A 14,146-nucleotide genomic window follows, 5' to 3' on the forward strand; every position below is an offset into this window, starting at 1 on the left:
TTATTAGCAGCCCTCAAGCATTAATCTACACGAATGAACCACTTGGGTTTGATGCGTCCGAAGTCACGGCGGGTGTTTGTTTTCAGGGATTTTTTGGAATCCAGCACCACGGTTTCCCGCTCGCTTCTAGCAAACACCACCCAATGCCAGAAAGGTCTGCCCTGCTCCATGCGCCATTTGATCGCCAACAGTGCTTTATCTGGAAGGCGCTCCCAGGTATCGAATGGCGTCTCCGTAGGAGCAGCCGTGATACCCAAAGCACGCAAGAGCTTACGAACGTACTCGGTGTCTGACCAAAGCGCTGTGTCTTCGGCATAGATACCTAAAGCGTTTGCTTTTTCTTTGGCCTGCGCATAGCTAATGCCCGCAAGAGCAGCGCATGATGCGATGCCACAGCCGGATATTTCTTCTTGAATGACGGGGTTCATTTGGTTGCCCGTGCTCCGTTTGGCCACTACTTAACTGCCTTCATCTGCTTATGCCTAACTGCCTTGGTAGCCAATTATATCAAGCCGCTTGGGTTCGCTCGATTCACCCTCAACAAGCGCTTTTCTCAACGTGGCAAGGCGCTCTTGAGCCTGCTGACCCCGTCTCGAATAAAAGCCAGGATATCTTGGAACACAGGGTATTCAGGGCCAGCCAGCAACTCTTATAGACGTCTAAACGGGCCAGTCTCAGCCAAATGGTCGTGGGTAGAAAATGCTAGGATTTTCATCATAGCATCACGTCTAACACAGTGCTTAGCAGTGACTTTTTAGCCGTGAAGCAGTGTGACAGTTATTCAGTAACGTAGCTTTTTAGGCTTCACTTCCTAGAAAAATTTCACGCACGTAAGCCACTGCTTCTGGTATGCCCCCAAGAGTCGCTACTGCTAAATGGAAATCATGATGCATAGACATCTCCGTAGGCAATGCCACACAGTTGATGCCCGCCTGGAAGGCAGCTTCAAGCCCATGCTGAGTATCTTCAATTGCTAGACATTCAGCGGCGGAGACACCAAGCTGCTGCAGAGCGAGTAAATAACAATCCGGCGCAGGCTTGCTTGCCCGGACATCATCTCCTGAGACTATCGCAGAAAAATATTGCTCTAACTCGTTGGCCCTTAACGTTGTTTGAACACCGTTCGCACTGGCACCCGTTACAACAGCAAGCTTCAGACCTGCGCCATGAAAGTAGGATATGGCCTCTTCTACACCGGGCATCATGGGGAAAGTTTGCCGTTCCAGGTACTCACGTGTTGCGGCGTTCTTCGCCTCAGCAAGTAGCTCCGGAGATTCATCCATGCCATATCGCTGCACCAAGTCTATGGCATTGGCAGGAGTTGGTACGCCTGCATAGCGAGCCTTGTACTGCTGTTCCGATAACGTAAAGCCATAGCGCTGAAGAACTTCCACCCACATTCTGTAGTGAACTGGTTCAGAGTTGACGAGAGTGCCATCATGGTCGAATAGGATTGCTCGAAGTTGCATATGATTTCCGAGAAACGTAATTTGTGAACGCTAGCATAGTTATAATAGATGCTAGCTTGCCAGCCCCCATAATTAGCGCATTGGTGACTTGTGATAAAGCGAAGCGGGTTCAGCGCTATCCGCATGGCGTAAATTATCGGTTGGGGTGATTGACTATCCTTACTAATGAAAGTATCTATCAGAGTATTTGCACGTTCAATGTTCCGTTCGTAAATTAACGAATCGAATACAGCCCCCTCTGTTGTATCAGGGTAATCACACGTAGATAAGGACTCTCATTCTAAGACAAGCGAGTGTTCTCGATATTTGTCTGAACACTCCCATGTCCGCTACCGACTTCTCACTTGATCGCGTGCGTCATTTGCGACGCGTGCATGGCGCAAAATTTAACGAAGAAATCATCGATCACGCCTTTGAGCTGTGGCTGATTGTCTTTGACGGCCAGAAAGAAGTCGGCTTGCTTCGCGCTTAACGCGGTTATTCATTTACGGCTCAATGCGAATTGGTGTTCCGTTTGGCACCGCGTGCCAAATCTCTTCCATCGCAACATTGGTAACCGCGATGCAACCATCAGTCCAATCCCATCGTTGGACTAGGCGACCCAACCAGCCGAATCCGTTCCTCTGACCGTGGATCATGATCATACCCCCAGGCGAAACGCCACGCGCCTCCGCCTGTGCGCGATCATCCTCGTTTGGGTATGAGACATGAAGAGACAGATGAGCCATGCTGTTAGGGTTTCTCCAGTCGAGTACATAGTCGCCTTCCGGTGTCTGTTGATCACCTTCTTTCTGTTTATGTCCGACCGGATTACCTCCGAGTGCAATCCCGTATTCGCGGTATGGCTCGCCATCCCTCAATAGATAAAGTTTCCGCTCTTCCTTGAGCACCAATACTGCCTCTGCCTGCGGAAGTTCTTCAGCAAACAACGCTGGCAAGCGGGAATCTGCAAAGTAGACACCCACCCCAAGCGTCAGAACAAGTAACAGGATTGCTAGAAGTCTGTATCGCACTTTAACCGCCTTTTGGTATAACGCCGTGCGTATTCGCACGAACTTACGAGCGTCGCAGGGGCCACAGGCCCCGAATGACGCACCTCGTTAGATTCGTACTAATGATGCCCGTGCATCATTAGTGCCTTGACTGTCTTCCACTGAACCGCTTCGTTCGCAATAGTGATACGCTGCACTTGTGCTGCTTAGTGAACCGAAAGCTCTTCAAGGCTTAGATGAGTTTAGGCTGCTCGGCGATAGCCAAACCACAGAAAACCCCTATTTATATTGAATTAAATACATTATTCTACTTCATAACAAGATTCGCCATTCTGCATCATGAAGCTAGTTGCACAATTCGAGCAACGAACAGCTGCTTTTACTTTATACTGCCTCATCTTTTATTTTCGACACACCTTACGACAATCTGTCAGGGCACCTTATGCCATTTGCAAAACTAGGCTTATCCACTCCTCTTGTTCAAGCGATTACCGAACTAGGTTACAAAACTCCAACGCCAATCCAGAAACAAGCGATTCCTGCCATTCTTTCGGGTAACGACTTAATCGCTACCGCACAAACAGGCACAGGCAAAACCGCTGCCTTTGTTCTGCCTCTGCTAGAACGATTCAGCAACGCGGGAACGTTACGCGGCAAGCGCATACGCGCACTGATCCTCGTGCCCACCCGTGAGCTTGCGGTTCAGGTCGAAGCCAATGTGGCTCAATACGCTAAACACACGCAGTTAACCTCCATGGCTATGTATGGCGGTGTGGATACCGAAGCTCAAAAAGAGCGCCTGATCAAAGGAGTGGATATTCTGGTCGCCACGCCGGGCAGATTGCTTGATTTGGCACATCAGCGTGCACTGCACTTTGATGAACTTAAAGTCATGGTATTGGACGAAGCGGACAGAATGGTCGACATGGGTTTTGTCGACGATATCTATAAAATCATAGAACGCCTGCCTGAAGACCGTCAGAACCTACTGTTTTCGGCCACAATGACCGACGACGTTCGGGCGCTGGCCTACGATTTTTCAGATAGCAAGATGACCGATCTTGCGGCTGAAATATCCATTTCTCCCAATATCCGCGCCGCCGCTAATGTCCAACAATGGCTAATCACCGTCGATAAAGACACTAAGTCCGCCTTGTTAAGCCACTTGATCAACGAACAAAAGTGGGATCAGGCGCTTATTTTTACCGAGAAAAAACACAATGCAGCCAAGCTTGTTGCTCAATTGGAAAAACGCGGCATCACAGCGGATTCCATTCATGGCGATAGAAGCCAAGCGATGCGCGAAAAGATTCTGGCTCAGTTCAAATCTGGCGAATTAAAGTACTTGGTCGCCACAGGGGTTGCCGCGCGAGGTTTGGATATTGGCGAACTGAGCCGTGTGGTGAATTATGATTTACCCTTTAAGCCAGAAGAGTACATCCACCGCATTGGCCGAACCGGCCGCGCGGGCGCCTCAGGGGAAGCCATCTCTTTAGTCGACATGAGTGACTTTAAAAATCTTTGTGCCATTGAAAGACGGTTAAAAAGCATTATTGAGCGCAAAGAGATTGCAGGCTTTCCGGTTCGCAAAGCAGTACCCGAGTCAAACTTAAACTATAATAAACAAAGTAATCGTTAAACCTTAAAAAAGAAGCTCACCTCTTAAAAAAGGTGGGCTTCTTTATTACAGCCATTTCAAGAAGCTGGTAAAAACACATCTAATAGCTCGGCATTCGTTGGATATTTATCCAATAACTCAAGCAACTTCTGCGCGCCTTCTACTGGCTTAAGCGTTGTCAAACCTCTGCGCAATGTCCTTACCTTTTCAATATCTTTTGCATCAATCAAAAGCTCTTCTCGACGGGTACTACTTTTGGCAATATCTATCGCAGGGAAAATCCGTTGATTGGCAACTTCCCGGGATAACACGAGTTCCATATTGCCGGTGCCCTTGAACTCCTCGAAAATCACCTGATCCATACGACTTCCGGTATCCACCAGCACGGTGGCCAGAATGGTGAGCGATCCGCCGTTTTCGATCTTTCTCGCGGCGCCAAACAGTTTTCGCGGTATTTCCATCGCTCGGGAATCCAGCCCACCCGACATAGTGCGACCATTGCCCCGCTGCTCGGCATTATGAACGCGCGAGAGTCTCGTCAAAGAATCGATCACAATCATCACGTTATGACCGTCGCCTGCTTGCTTACGCGCCGTCTCAAGAAGCTTGTCTGCCATTTTTACATGGTGTGTATAGCTTTCGTCTGAAGACGATGCATGCACTTCTGCCGAAACACTGCGTTTAAAATCGGTCACTTCTTCCGGGCGCTCATCAATCAACAAGGCATACAGCTTTATTTCCGGATGAGCCTCAGCCACGGCCTGACAGATATGTTTTAACATCGTCGTTTTGCCAGAGCCTGGCGGCGCAACAATCAACCCTCGCTGCCCCATCCCAATAGGCGTAATTAAATCCATCATTCGCACAGTACGCTGCTTAGAACCAGGCTCTAAATAAATGCGTGGGGAAGGATGAATAGCGACGCCATTTAAAAAACGTTTTTCGGGATCATTAGGGAATTGATCTTCAACCTCGTCGGCGGGCTTGGCGCCTACCTGCCTTTTCACCTTCAAACCTAGTGTTTTTCTCGTCATAATATTGATGGATCGCCTTAAATAACTTGAATTTATAGAATACTGAATTTATAAAAATAGCTGCATCATAGGCCAGCCGACTGGTCGCTCCTTGCGGCACTCGGTATGGAAAACGGATAAGTCTCACTTGCGCTCAAGCGTATCGGGTTGGAGCTAATCTTAGTAGTTGACCACCACCATGGCGTCCTGATCTTGGTTATAGGGCTTGAAGTGCGGCATGCTGACCACTCCTCGTCTTTTTTCTCGAGCCTACCAAAACCTAGACGTCAAAGGGGTTTTTCTACAACCTCAACACCAAACACAGCGGCGCGAGTTTATGAGCGTCCGGCGGCCGCAAACTGCTGCGTCTTGTTAAATTTCGGCGCTCCAGACTTCAAACTTGAGACCGCCCCCTCTAATGCCTATTGAACATGCACATCAATACAAGTAAATTGATGAATGAGAGGATTACTCTCAAACACTTGAGGAAAACTATTATGGCTCTTAAACCAGGTCCAAAGCCAATTGCAGAATCAACAGGGAAACCCGATCAACGTCGACGTGACAATAAAAAAACACCGGGAAATACTCCGGACTTAAAACCTAGTAAATCCTCAAAAAAATAGAATATATTACTGATAAGAGCTACTGTAATGGTAGCTCTTCATGTTACTTTTCTTCTCGTCTCACCTGCGTGCTGTAAGTTAACAGTAATTAGACTTCACGCTCTGGTATGGAATGAACGCGCTGTGCTATTCAACATTCTTATCATGCACATAAAACAGCCCTAATCACCTGACATCCTGGATTCATAGAATAACCTCAGCACTTTGGTTCACACAGTAGAGGAAGGAGGGCCAACGCCAGTACCCTCTCGACTTTACCAACGGGATGGAGTCCGCCCCACCCTACTCCAGCGCTGCTGCGCCACAAGCCAAATGCCAGCGGAGTTAGTGTAAGCCATCTGTGGATCTTCTGGGATAATAAGAAACAGGGCGGTGAACTATGGAAGCGAACGCCAGCGGCGCTATCAGCGCCAGTTGGACAACTATACGGGATTGGGCAATATCCCACAGCGCCCCGCCGAAGTGGGAAAGAGGCACCATATCGTCGATTGGGAGGGCGATACGGTATAAAGGAGACCCTAGCGGTTACCTCTTCGCAGCGCGCCTTCCTAAGATCACGACCACTAGAACGGCCAAGCCGATCACCCAGTTATTAGCACCACGCCGTGGAGCAGTGCGAACCATCGGCCAAGACCTTTTTTGCGGCCCGCACCGCTCATGCCAGCATGGCACCAATGAAAACACCAACGGACTGATTCGCCAACATTTCCCGAAAGGAACGGACTTCCGAAAGGTGAGCGACTCAGCACTGAAGAGAGCCGTTGCCAAGCTACACAATCGCCACAGAAAACGTTTGGGGTATCGGACATCGGCACAAGTGTTCCTCGGAGAGCATTCAGGGGCGCTGAAAACCACAGGTACTGCGTTTAATGTTTGAATTCAGGGTTTCAACAGCAGGTTTGCCAGTCGGCTAGCGCCCCTGGTTAACTGTTTATTGGATCCAGAACCCTGCTATTTCGTTTTCCCGCATGGCCATTTTTACGAGATTGTCGGAATCCGAGCTGGCAAGGGTCATCTTCCACAAATGAACGTTGAAGCCGTCCTGATTTAAAGCGCCCAAATACTCTGACTGATAGCCATCCACAAGCCTTGGGGATAAAGACTCTGAAAGAGCACCAAACTGATCTTGGCTGATCGATTGGCGAAAGTTTGCATCCGCATGATCCATAAATTGCTCATAGCTCTCTGAGGCAATGGCATCTATCTGCGAACGAAACAGCTCCATAATCATTGGCCTAGGCTTGGTATCTGCCCATGCCAACGATGAAAAGAGTGACAGCAAAAGTATCGCTGTTAATGCAATCCTATTCACAACGAGTAACCTCCCTTATAACTTATTATCAGCCACCAGCAGGTTTGAAAATCACATACCCGCTATTTTATAGAATGCTTATTCGCTACATATGAAAAGTAGCGTAGCTGACGCGCCTATCGCAAGAAATTTTGCATGGTCTTAAGGGACGGGCTTAGGTAACAGCCTAACTTTGTCAGACGATAGTTTTTTGGTGACGGGATAGACGCTTGATCGCCCAATAAATTGGGCTCTTACAACACCCTCTGCACAGGGCCTTGTAAGCGCCCAACTTCGTCGAGCATGGCTTGCGGTGGCGGGATAACTGCTGATCGCGCGACGAAATGCCAGCCCGTAACCCAATTGCAGAGGGCTTCTGTAAGAGCCCGACTCCGTCGGGCGATCGTTTTTGGTGGCTGATTACACGCTGATCGCCCAATGAATTGGGCTCCTACAGCCCCCTATTGCAGACTTTGTGGCACTATGCCCCTTATAGGGCACCGTGCACTTAGCTGGGTGGGCGTATTAGGCTTTCAGAACGTAGCGCAGGGTTTCAACCACTTGATCAGTAGTGGTGCACCAGGCCTGAGCACCAGCATCGACTTCTTTCAGCGGGTGGATAATATCTTCGCTATGAAGGGTGATGTAGGGCTTGGCGAGGGCTGCGCAGTAGCCTGCGTCGAAGGCGGCGTTCCACTGTTTGTACTGGTCGCCGAAGCGTACAACGACCAGATCCGCCTGCTCGATCATGGTGCGGGTGCGAATGGCGTTGACCTTGGACGACTGATGGTCGCGCCAGAAGCCATTTTCCGGCTTGCCCAAGTGGTCGCCAGCGGCGTCAGAGGCGGCGTGGTCGGTGGCCGGTGCGGTAAACACGATATCCAGGCCCGCGGCCTCGGCGCCGCGCTGGATTTCTTCGCGCCAGTCGGTGTGGATCTCGCCGGATAGGTAAACGTAAAAGCTCATGGCCATTCCTCAAAGGTTAGTTGGTCAGTAGCGCTATTTTATGGAAAATCATTCCATATTAACACCAGCACTATAGCAGAGGCTGTCTGGCCAGCAGATAAATATCCATTATCCAGCCGTGGGTGTCGCGCAGCTCTGCTCGGCGCTGGATGATCTGGTCGCCGACGTCGCTTAGCCAACCTTTGATCAGGCACTGTTTATCCATGCCCAGGTAGGCGCCCCACCAGATGTAGGTGTCATCTTGTGGCAGCGTGATAAACGCCCCGCCGCTATCCAGCATTACGGCGACGGTGGCGGCATCACTTGGCCAGCCGCGCTCGCGCAGGCGGCGGCCGGTGGTGATGTGTACCGGTTCGGCGAGGGCGTTGAGGGGGATTTTATGTTCAGCAGTGAGCACTTGCAGGCTGGTGATGCCCGGCACTACCTCTACATCAACCTGCTTACCCGCGGCGCTTAGGCGCTGGGTAATGCGCAGGCTGCTGTCGTAAAGCGAGGGGTCGCCCCACACCAGCATCCCTACTCGCCCGCCGTTGGGTAGATGTTCATCGATTAGCTGCGCCCAGACGCTGGCGATGGCAGCGTGCCAATCGTCTACCGCGCCGAGGTAGTCATTGCGGCCATCTCGACTGGGGAGATCGAACTCGACGATCTTGGTGGTTACCGGCGCTTCCAGCAGACGTTCGCAGAGTAAGCGGCGCAGGTCGATCAAATCCGACTTGGCCTCGCCCTTGCGGGGCAGCAGGATCAGGTCGGCGTTATTGAGGGCGCGCACGGCGGCCAGGGTGACGTGATCAAGGTTGCCGGTGCCGATGCCTATGAGCGATAGCGTGATCATGATTCGCTCTCTTGGTCTTGGCTTGCCGTAGCAAAAGGCGAATCCGCCGACTGGGGACGAAAGCGGCGGTCGTAGCCAACGGCGTAGAGGCTGCTCTCCTGGAAGTCATCGCTTTCGAGCACCGACCCCACCAGAATTAGCGCGGTGCGCTGCATGGTCTCATCAATCAAAGCTTCTATAGTGGCTAGCCGCCCGCGTACCACCCGCTCGTCGGGCCAGCTTGCCCGCCACACAATCGCTACCGGGCACTGGTCGCCGTAGTAAGGCGTCAGGCTTTCGACCACCTGGGTAAGGTTATGAATAGAGAGATGGATGGCAAGCGTAGCCCCGGTGCGGGCAAAATTAGCAAGCGTCTCATCGCTGGGCATGGCGCTGGCCCGGCCCGGCGTGCGGGTGAGCACTACCGACTGGGCGACACCGGGCAGCGTCAGCTCCTGGCCCAAGGTTGCCGAAGCAGCCGCAAACGCTGGCACGCCGGGGGTAATGCTGTAGGGGATATCCAGCTCGCGCAGGCGGCGCAGTTGCTCGCCCATGGCCGACCATACCGATAGATCCCCCGAATGCAGCCGGGCGACATCCTGGTCTTCGGCGTGGGCGCGGCCGATTTCCTGCATGATGTCATCCAGCGATAGCAGCGCGGTGTTGATCACCCGCGCCCCTGCCGGGCAGTGCTCGAGGATTTCCTCAGGCACTAATGAGCCTGCGTACAGGCACACCGGGCAGGCGGCGATCAGGTCGCGCCCGCGCAGAGTAAGCAGATCCGGCGCGCCGGGGCCGGCGCCAATGAAATGTACCGTCATTATCTATTTCCTTCTGCTAACGCCAACGCGGCGGTGGCCTGTCGATCCGCTGAGATGATTCTTGGCCCCACTAACTTAGCATTAGGGCCCGCCGCTAATAGCGCCACGGCCTCGGCCACGCTGCCCGTGCCGCGGGCCTGTAAACTTTGTGCTGAATGAGTCAGCGTTGTCACCGTTGGTAGCTCGGCGTCCGCCACGGCGATAACTTCAATGTTGCGCAGTCGTCCCAGTTCTTCGACTAACGGCAGCATTGAATGAGCCGCCGCCAGCTTATCGATAGCCCCGTACAGGTCTTTAAGTTGATCCAGCGCCTGGGCGAGGGATTCAAGCTTGGCCTCGCTGCGAAAGCCAAATCCCGCTATTCTCAAACCCCGTGCTGTCATCGAACGCCCCGCCACTGAACGATCGGATAGCTGGCCTTCCAGCCCCGCCGGGTGCCGATGGGAGTGGCGTTGGCCAGCTCCAGGCGCAGCAGCTCGCCCCCTACCTTGTGCTGCCAGTGCGCCAGCAGCGCTTCGGATTCCAGGGTGACGGCATTAGCGACGATGCGCACACCCTCGGGCAGGCGCTGCCATAAGTCGTCCAGCAGCGCATGGGATAACCCGCCACCAATAAATACCGCGTCCGGCAGCGGCGTATCGTTCAGCACTTCCGGCGCACTTCCCTCTTTTACTTCCAACCAATCGACGCCCAAGTTAACTGCGTTGCTCCGCGCTCGCGCTGCACGTTCTGCGTTTTGCTCGAAGCCTACCGCCTGATTATCCGTATGAACGAGCAGCCACTCAATGGCGATGGAGCCTGAACCGGTGCCGATATCCCATAGCCGCTCGCCTGGCATGGGGGCCAGCGCCGCCAGAGTGATGGCGCGAATGGCCTGCTTGGTGATCTGGCCGTCGTGGTCAAAAAAATGGTCCGGCAGGCCGGGCGTCAGCGGCAAGGCGGGGCCGTTGCCGGCGATTTCCAGCGCTACCGCCACCGGGTGGGCGATATCCTGGGGCAAGCTGGCGTCGACACGACAATGGCGAATGCGCTCGTTATTACCGCCCAGGGCTTCCAGCACCGTTAGTTGGGAATCCCCAAAGCCAAATTGGCTAACCAGAGCGGCGAGTTCGGCCACCGCTTCGCCGTCTCTTACCAGCAACAGCAAACGCCTACCGGCATGCAGGTAAGGCCGAATACGAGTCAGTGGTTTGGCGTGCAGGCCCAGGCAGGTGCAGCGCTCCAGCGGCCAACCCAAGCGCCCAGCCGCCAGACTGAAGGTGGAAGGCGCTGGCAAAGCCAGCCACTCGCTAGCGCTAAGATGCTGCGCTAATGTTGTGCCCGCCCCAAACCAGAACGGGTCGTTCGAGACCAGCATGACCACCCGGCGGCCGCGCTGATCTAATAGCGCGGGAATGCCATCGGCAAAGGGCACCGGCCACTCCATCACCTCGGCGTTTAGGGGCGGCAAAAGGCGTAGGTGGCGGCGTGCGCCGAACACTACCTCGGCACTTTCCAGTGCAGCGCGGCTTGCCGCCGTTAGTGCCTGTGTGCCACCCTCCCCCCAGCCTAAAAGGGTCAGCCAGGGAGCCTGACCCACTGGAGCGTGAGAAATTTCAACCATGATCAAGATCCTAATTCTCGGGGGAACCTCGGAGGCCAGCGCCCTGGCCAGTGCGGTTGCCAAGCGCAGGCTTCCCGCCATTTTCAGCTATGCGGGTCGCGTTGCCACGCCTAAACCCCAACCGCTACCAACCCGTATTGGCGGTTTTGGCGGCGTTAACGGCCTTGCCGCCTTTGTCGCCCAGGAGCGCATCACCCATATCGTCGATGCCACCCATCCTTTTGCCGCGCAGATGAGCAGCAACGTGTTAGCCGCGGCGGCGCAGTTCGGCGTAAAGGCCATTGCCCTCACCCGGCCTGCCTGGCGACCTGTTAACGGTGACCAGTGGCAAAGCGTGGCAAATATCGATGAAGCCGTCAGCGCCCTGGCTGGCCCGCCCCAGCGCGTGCTGCTTGCTATCGGCCGCATGCACCTAGCTGCCTTTGCCGCCCAGCCCCAGCACCATTACGTGCTGCGCTTGGTTGACCCGCCTACCAGCCCGTTGCCGCTGGCCGATGTTAGCACCGTGATTGATAGAGGCCCGTTTACGCTGGAAGGCGATCTCGCCCTGCTTGAAACCCAGGGAATCCAGCGCATCGTGTGTAAAAACGCCGGCGGCGAAGGGGCGGCGTCCAAACTCACCGCGGCAAGAACCCTCGGCCTGCCCATGGTGATGATCGAGCGGCCAGCACTGCCTTCCCGCCACGAAGTTCATCGCATTGATGACGTTTTTAGCTGGCTCAGCGACCACGCTTAATCAGCGGAGCGCGGCGTATAAACCAGCGGCGATCCTGCTCGCTCTATCAATCGCGTCTGCTGGGAACCGACAATCACCAGGGTGCGCATATCGGCCATGTCCGGCGTCGCCTCACCTAGGGTGGTGACGCGAACCGACTCTTCTGGCGTAGAAACCGCCCGGGCAAAGATAATCAATCGATCCGGCCCGCAGGCTTCCCGCAGTACCTCTAGCGTTCTTTCAAAACCCGCAGGCCGTGCCTTAGAGCGCGGGTTGTAGAACGCCATGGCGAAGTCAGCCTCGGCAGCCAGGCGCAGGCGCTTTTCAATCAGCGCCCAAGGCTTGAGGTTGTCGGATAGATTAATGCAGCAGAAGTCGTGCCCCAGCGGCGCGCCAACGCTTGCGCTGGCGGCCAGCATGGCGGAAATGCCCGGCAGCACCTGAATATCCAGCGTGCGCCACTGGGTATCGCCCGCGTCCAGCGCCTCGAACACCGCGGCGGCCATGGCAAACACGCCGGGATCACCGGAAGACACCACCACGACTCTATGGCCCTCAAGCGCCAGCTGTAGCGCCTGCTCCGCCCGGCGGATCTCTTCGCGGTTGTCCGAGCCGTGGCGGACTAAACCAGCACGCGGCGCGACCCGGTTAACGTAGGGCACATAGCCCACCACGTCGGTGGCTTCCTCCAGCGCAGCAGTTACCTCGGGAGTGACCATGGCCTCAGAGCCCGGCCCCAGACCGACGATTTTCAGCCAGCCGCTCATGGTCGCCTCCCATGGCCATGGATCAGCACAATCGAGAAGTACGGCACGCTCTCGCCCACGTCCGCCAGCGGCAATACGCGTTGTTGCGACATGGCGGCGTACTCGATCAGCCAGGCTTCGCCTTCGCGGCCAGCGTGAACCAGTGCCCGACGCAGCTTGGCCAGGTTACGGCCAATCTTCATCACTACCAGCGCGTCGGTCTGGGCGATGCGCTCGGCCAACGCGTCTTCCGGTAGCGTGGCCATCAGCACGGTCAGGATGTCATCGCCCCAGGTAATCGGCTGCCCGGTGGCCGTCCACGCCGCCGACATGCCGGTAATTCCCGGCACCACCGAGACCGGCACGCGGTTTAGCAGCCGCGTGTAGAGGTGCATGAAGGAGCCATAGAAGAACGGGTCGCCTTCACACAGCACCACCACATCGCACCCGGCTTCCGCCATCTCGATGAGCTGGGCCACGCTGCGTTCGTAGAAAGCCGCCAGTAGCTCATTGTAGCGCGGGTCGTCGAAGGGAATTTCCGTGGTGACCGGGTATTCCATGGGCAGCTCGATCGCGCCGGGCGGGATCATGCCCTCCACGATGGTTCGCGCATGGCCGCAGCGACCCTTTTTACGAAAATACGCCACATGGGTCGCCCCGCGTATCAGGCGGTCGGCGCGCACGCTCATCAAGTCTTGGCTGCCTGGCCCCAGGCCAACGCCGTATACCGTTCCCTGGGTCATTCGATGCGATCCGCCATGGCGTTGATGGCCGCTACCGTGACGGCGCTGCCGCCCAGGCGACCGCGTACGATACAGCTGGGCAGTGCCGGGTTAGCCAATAGCGCTTCCTTGGATTCCGCCGCGCCGACAAAGCCTACCGGGCAGCCGATAATTGCCACCGGGCGCGGGCACGCCGGGTCTTCGAGCATATTGAGCAGGTGAAACAGCGCGGTGGGCGCGTTACCAATGGCGACCACGGCGCCTTCCAGGTGCGGCCGCCACAGTTCCAGCGCCGCTGCCGAGCGGGTGTTGGCCATTTCCTGGGCGAGGCCGGGCGTTCGCTCATCGTTAAGGGTGCAGATGACCTCGTTGTCAGCGGGCAGCCGCTTTCGGGTGATGCCTTCCGAGACCATGCGGGCATCGCAGAGGACCGGTGCGCCCTGCTCCAATGCGGCACGGGCCTTATTGACCACGTCATTTTGAAAATGAATATACGCAGCCAATTCCACCAGCCCGGCGGCGTGAATCATGCGCACCGCCACGGTCTCTTCTTCCACTGAAAAGCGGCCAAGCTCGGCTTCACTGCGAATCATCGCAAACGACTCCCGGTAAATCGCCGGGCCACTGGTTTCATACTTATAGGGCACCCAAACTCTCCAAATAAACTAATTCGCAGTTGCTGGTCTGCAAGGCCTCCGTGCCAGGACAGGTTTCCGCGAGGGCGCTGTGAACCCGTCCCTGGGCGCTACT

17 protein-coding genes are annotated in these 14,146 nt (G+C 55.2%); 4 read left to right on the forward strand and 13 right to left on the reverse strand.

Annotation, left to right across the window (positions count from 1 at the left end):
- Nucleotides 1-20: 20 nt before the first annotated feature.
- Together RO22_RS14260 and RO22_RS14265 are read right to left on the reverse strand one after the other, a co-directional pair.
- On the reverse strand, nt 21-428 hold the full coding sequence (locus RO22_RS14260; RefSeq protein WP_041158578.1) for a hypothetical protein: 408 nt from the start codon (nt 426-428) through the stop codon (nt 21-23).
- 369 nt (nt 429-797) lie between these two features.
- Nucleotides 798-1,469: an HAD family hydrolase gene (locus tag RO22_RS14265; RefSeq protein WP_052475635.1), complete on the reverse strand. Its 672-nt coding sequence runs from the start codon at nt 1,467-1,469 to the stop codon at nt 798-800.
- Nucleotides 1,470-1,791: 322 nt separating this feature from the next.
- On the opposite strand from RO22_RS14265, the gene RO22_RS24685 reads away from it, so the two are divergent.
- On the forward strand, nt 1,792-1,941 hold the full coding sequence (locus tag RO22_RS24685; RefSeq protein ID WP_161575208.1) for a hypothetical protein: 150 nt from the start codon (nt 1,792-1,794) through the stop codon (nt 1,939-1,941).
- Between the two features lie 13 nt (nt 1,942-1,954).
- On the opposite strand, the gene RO22_RS14270 is transcribed toward RO22_RS24685, so the two are convergent.
- Nucleotides 1,955-2,482 carry a murein L,D-transpeptidase family protein gene (locus tag RO22_RS14270; protein WP_084625354.1) on the reverse strand — a complete coding sequence of 176 codons (528 nt, stop codon included), beginning with the start codon at nt 2,480-2,482 and terminating at the stop codon, nt 1,955-1,957.
- Between the two features lie 421 nt (nt 2,483-2,903).
- Between RO22_RS14270 and RO22_RS14275 the strand changes: the two genes are divergently transcribed.
- Nucleotides 2,904-4,100, forward strand: a complete 1,197-nt coding sequence (locus tag RO22_RS14275) for a DEAD/DEAH box helicase (RefSeq protein ID WP_041158666.1) — start codon at nt 2,904-2,906, stop codon at nt 4,098-4,100.
- A gap of 56 nt (nt 4,101-4,156) precedes the next feature.
- Here the strand turns inward: RO22_RS14275 and rho are convergent, their stop codons facing one another.
- Nucleotides 4,157-5,113, reverse strand: a complete 957-nt coding sequence (gene rho, locus RO22_RS14280; RefSeq protein ID WP_052475636.1) for a transcription termination factor Rho — start codon at nt 5,111-5,113, stop codon at nt 4,157-4,159.
- A gap of 977 nt (nt 5,114-6,090) precedes the next feature.
- Here rho and RO22_RS24690 point away from each other — a divergent pair.
- Nucleotides 6,091-6,228: a hypothetical protein gene (locus RO22_RS24690; RefSeq protein ID WP_161575209.1), complete on the forward strand. Its 138-nt coding sequence runs from the start codon at nt 6,091-6,093 to the stop codon at nt 6,226-6,228.
- A 421-nt stretch (nt 6,229-6,649) separates the two neighbouring features.
- Here RO22_RS24690 and RO22_RS14290 read toward each other — a convergent pair whose 3' ends face one another.
- The 6 genes from RO22_RS14290 to RO22_RS14315 all read right to left on the reverse strand — a co-directional run bounded on the left by RO22_RS14290 (nt 6,650) and on the right by RO22_RS14315 (nt 11,213).
- Nucleotides 6,650-7,030, reverse strand: a complete 381-nt coding sequence (locus RO22_RS14290) for a hypothetical protein (protein ID WP_141440944.1) — start codon at nt 7,028-7,030, stop codon at nt 6,650-6,652.
- Nucleotides 7,031-7,534: 504 nt separating this feature from the next.
- Entirely contained in the window at nt 7,535-7,975 is a 441-nt protein-coding gene (locus RO22_RS14295; protein ID WP_041158580.1) for a YtoQ family protein, read from the reverse strand.
- Nucleotides 7,976-8,045: 70 nt separating this feature from the next.
- Nucleotides 8,046-8,810 (reverse strand): precorrin-6A synthase (deacetylating), encoded by a 765-nt coding sequence (cobF, locus tag RO22_RS14300; protein ID WP_041158581.1) that lies wholly within the window; start codon nt 8,808-8,810, stop codon nt 8,046-8,048.
- A complete protein-coding gene (gene cobM, locus RO22_RS14305) occupies nt 8,807-9,610 on the reverse strand; it encodes a precorrin-4 C(11)-methyltransferase (protein WP_041158582.1) in 804 nt (267 codons plus the stop codon). The genes cobF and cobM overlap by 4 nt, the downstream gene beginning before the upstream one ends.
- Nucleotides 9,610-9,993: a cobalamin biosynthesis protein gene (locus RO22_RS14310; protein WP_041158583.1), complete on the reverse strand. Its 384-nt coding sequence runs from the start codon at nt 9,991-9,993 to the stop codon at nt 9,610-9,612. The genes cobM and RO22_RS14310 overlap by 1 nt, the downstream gene beginning before the upstream one ends.
- The gene (locus RO22_RS14315; protein ID WP_041158584.1) at nt 9,990-11,213 is read right to left on the reverse strand and encodes a bifunctional cobalt-precorrin-7 (C(5))-methyltransferase/cobalt-precorrin-6B (C(15))-methyltransferase; all 1,224 of its coding nucleotides are present in this window, start codon (nt 11,211-11,213) and stop codon (nt 9,990-9,992) included. Before RO22_RS14315 ends, RO22_RS14310 begins: the two co-directional genes overlap by 4 nt.
- On the opposite strand from RO22_RS14315, the gene RO22_RS14320 reads away from it, so the two are divergent.
- Nucleotides 11,212-11,949, forward strand: a complete 738-nt coding sequence (locus tag RO22_RS14320) for a cobalt-precorrin-6A reductase (protein WP_041158585.1) — start codon at nt 11,212-11,214, stop codon at nt 11,947-11,949. The genes RO22_RS14315 and RO22_RS14320 overlap by 2 nt on opposite strands.
- Here RO22_RS14320 and cobJ read toward each other — a convergent pair.
- From cobJ to RO22_RS14335, 3 genes are read right to left on the reverse strand one after another with little or no spacing between them, the layout of a single operon-like run.
- A complete protein-coding gene (cobJ, locus tag RO22_RS14325) occupies nt 11,946-12,695 on the reverse strand; it encodes a precorrin-3B C(17)-methyltransferase (RefSeq protein WP_041158586.1) in 750 nt (249 codons plus the stop codon). The genes RO22_RS14320 and cobJ overlap by 4 nt on opposite strands.
- Nucleotides 12,692-13,417 (reverse strand): precorrin-2 C(20)-methyltransferase, encoded by a 726-nt coding sequence (locus tag RO22_RS14330; RefSeq protein ID WP_041158587.1) that lies wholly within the window; start codon nt 13,415-13,417, stop codon nt 12,692-12,694. The genes cobJ and RO22_RS14330 overlap by 4 nt, the downstream gene beginning before the upstream one ends.
- Nucleotides 13,414-14,043 carry a precorrin-8X methylmutase gene (locus RO22_RS14335; RefSeq protein WP_041158588.1) on the reverse strand — a complete coding sequence of 210 codons (630 nt, stop codon included), beginning with the start codon at nt 14,041-14,043 and terminating at the stop codon, nt 13,414-13,416. The genes RO22_RS14330 and RO22_RS14335 overlap by 4 nt, the downstream gene beginning before the upstream one ends.
- Nucleotides 14,044-14,146: the final 103 nt, after the last annotated feature.

This window comes from Halomonas sp. KHS3, from assembly GCF_000830495.1.
Lineage (GTDB): Bacteria > Pseudomonadota > Gammaproteobacteria > Pseudomonadales > Halomonadaceae > Vreelandella > Vreelandella titanicae.

Coding starts and splice junctions, on each gene's coding strand:
- RO22_RS14315 (WP_041158584.1), bottom strand. CDS start 11,213: ATGGTTGAAATTTCTCACGCTCCAGTGGGTCAGGCTCCCTGGCTGACC.
- RO22_RS14260 (WP_041158578.1), bottom strand. CDS start 428: ATGAACCCCGTCATTCAAGAAGAAATATCCGGCTGTGGCATCGCATCA.
- cobJ (WP_041158586.1), bottom strand. CDS start 12,695: ATGAGCGGCTGGCTGAAAATCGTCGGTCTGGGGCCGGGCTCTGAGGCC.
- RO22_RS14320 (WP_041158585.1), top strand. CDS start 11,212: ATGATCAAGATCCTAATTCTCGGGGGAACCTCGGAGGCCAGCGCCCTG.
- RO22_RS14310 (WP_041158583.1), bottom strand. CDS start 9,993: ATGACAGCACGGGGTTTGAGAATAGCGGGATTTGGCTTTCGCAGCGAG.
- RO22_RS14265 (WP_052475635.1), bottom strand. CDS start 1,469: ATGCAACTTCGAGCAATCCTATTCGACCATGATGGCACTCTCGTCAAC.
- cobF (WP_041158581.1), bottom strand. CDS start 8,810: ATGATCACGCTATCGCTCATAGGCATCGGCACCGGCAACCTTGATCAC.
- RO22_RS24685 (WP_161575208.1), top strand. CDS start 1,792: ATGTCCGCTACCGACTTCTCACTTGATCGCGTGCGTCATTTGCGACGC.
- cobM (WP_041158582.1), bottom strand. CDS start 9,610: ATGACGGTACATTTCATTGGCGCCGGCCCCGGCGCGCCGGATCTGCTT.
- RO22_RS14295 (WP_041158580.1), bottom strand. CDS start 7,975: ATGAGCTTTTACGTTTACCTATCCGGCGAGATCCACACCGACTGGCGC.
- RO22_RS14330 (WP_041158587.1), bottom strand. CDS start 13,417: ATGACCCAGGGAACGGTATACGGCGTTGGCCTGGGGCCAGGCAGCCAA.
- RO22_RS14275 (WP_041158666.1), top strand. CDS start 2,904: ATGCCATTTGCAAAACTAGGCTTATCCACTCCTCTTGTTCAAGCGATT.
- rho (WP_052475636.1), bottom strand. CDS start 5,113: ATGACGAGAAAAACACTAGGTTTGAAGGTGAAAAGGCAGGTAGGCGCC.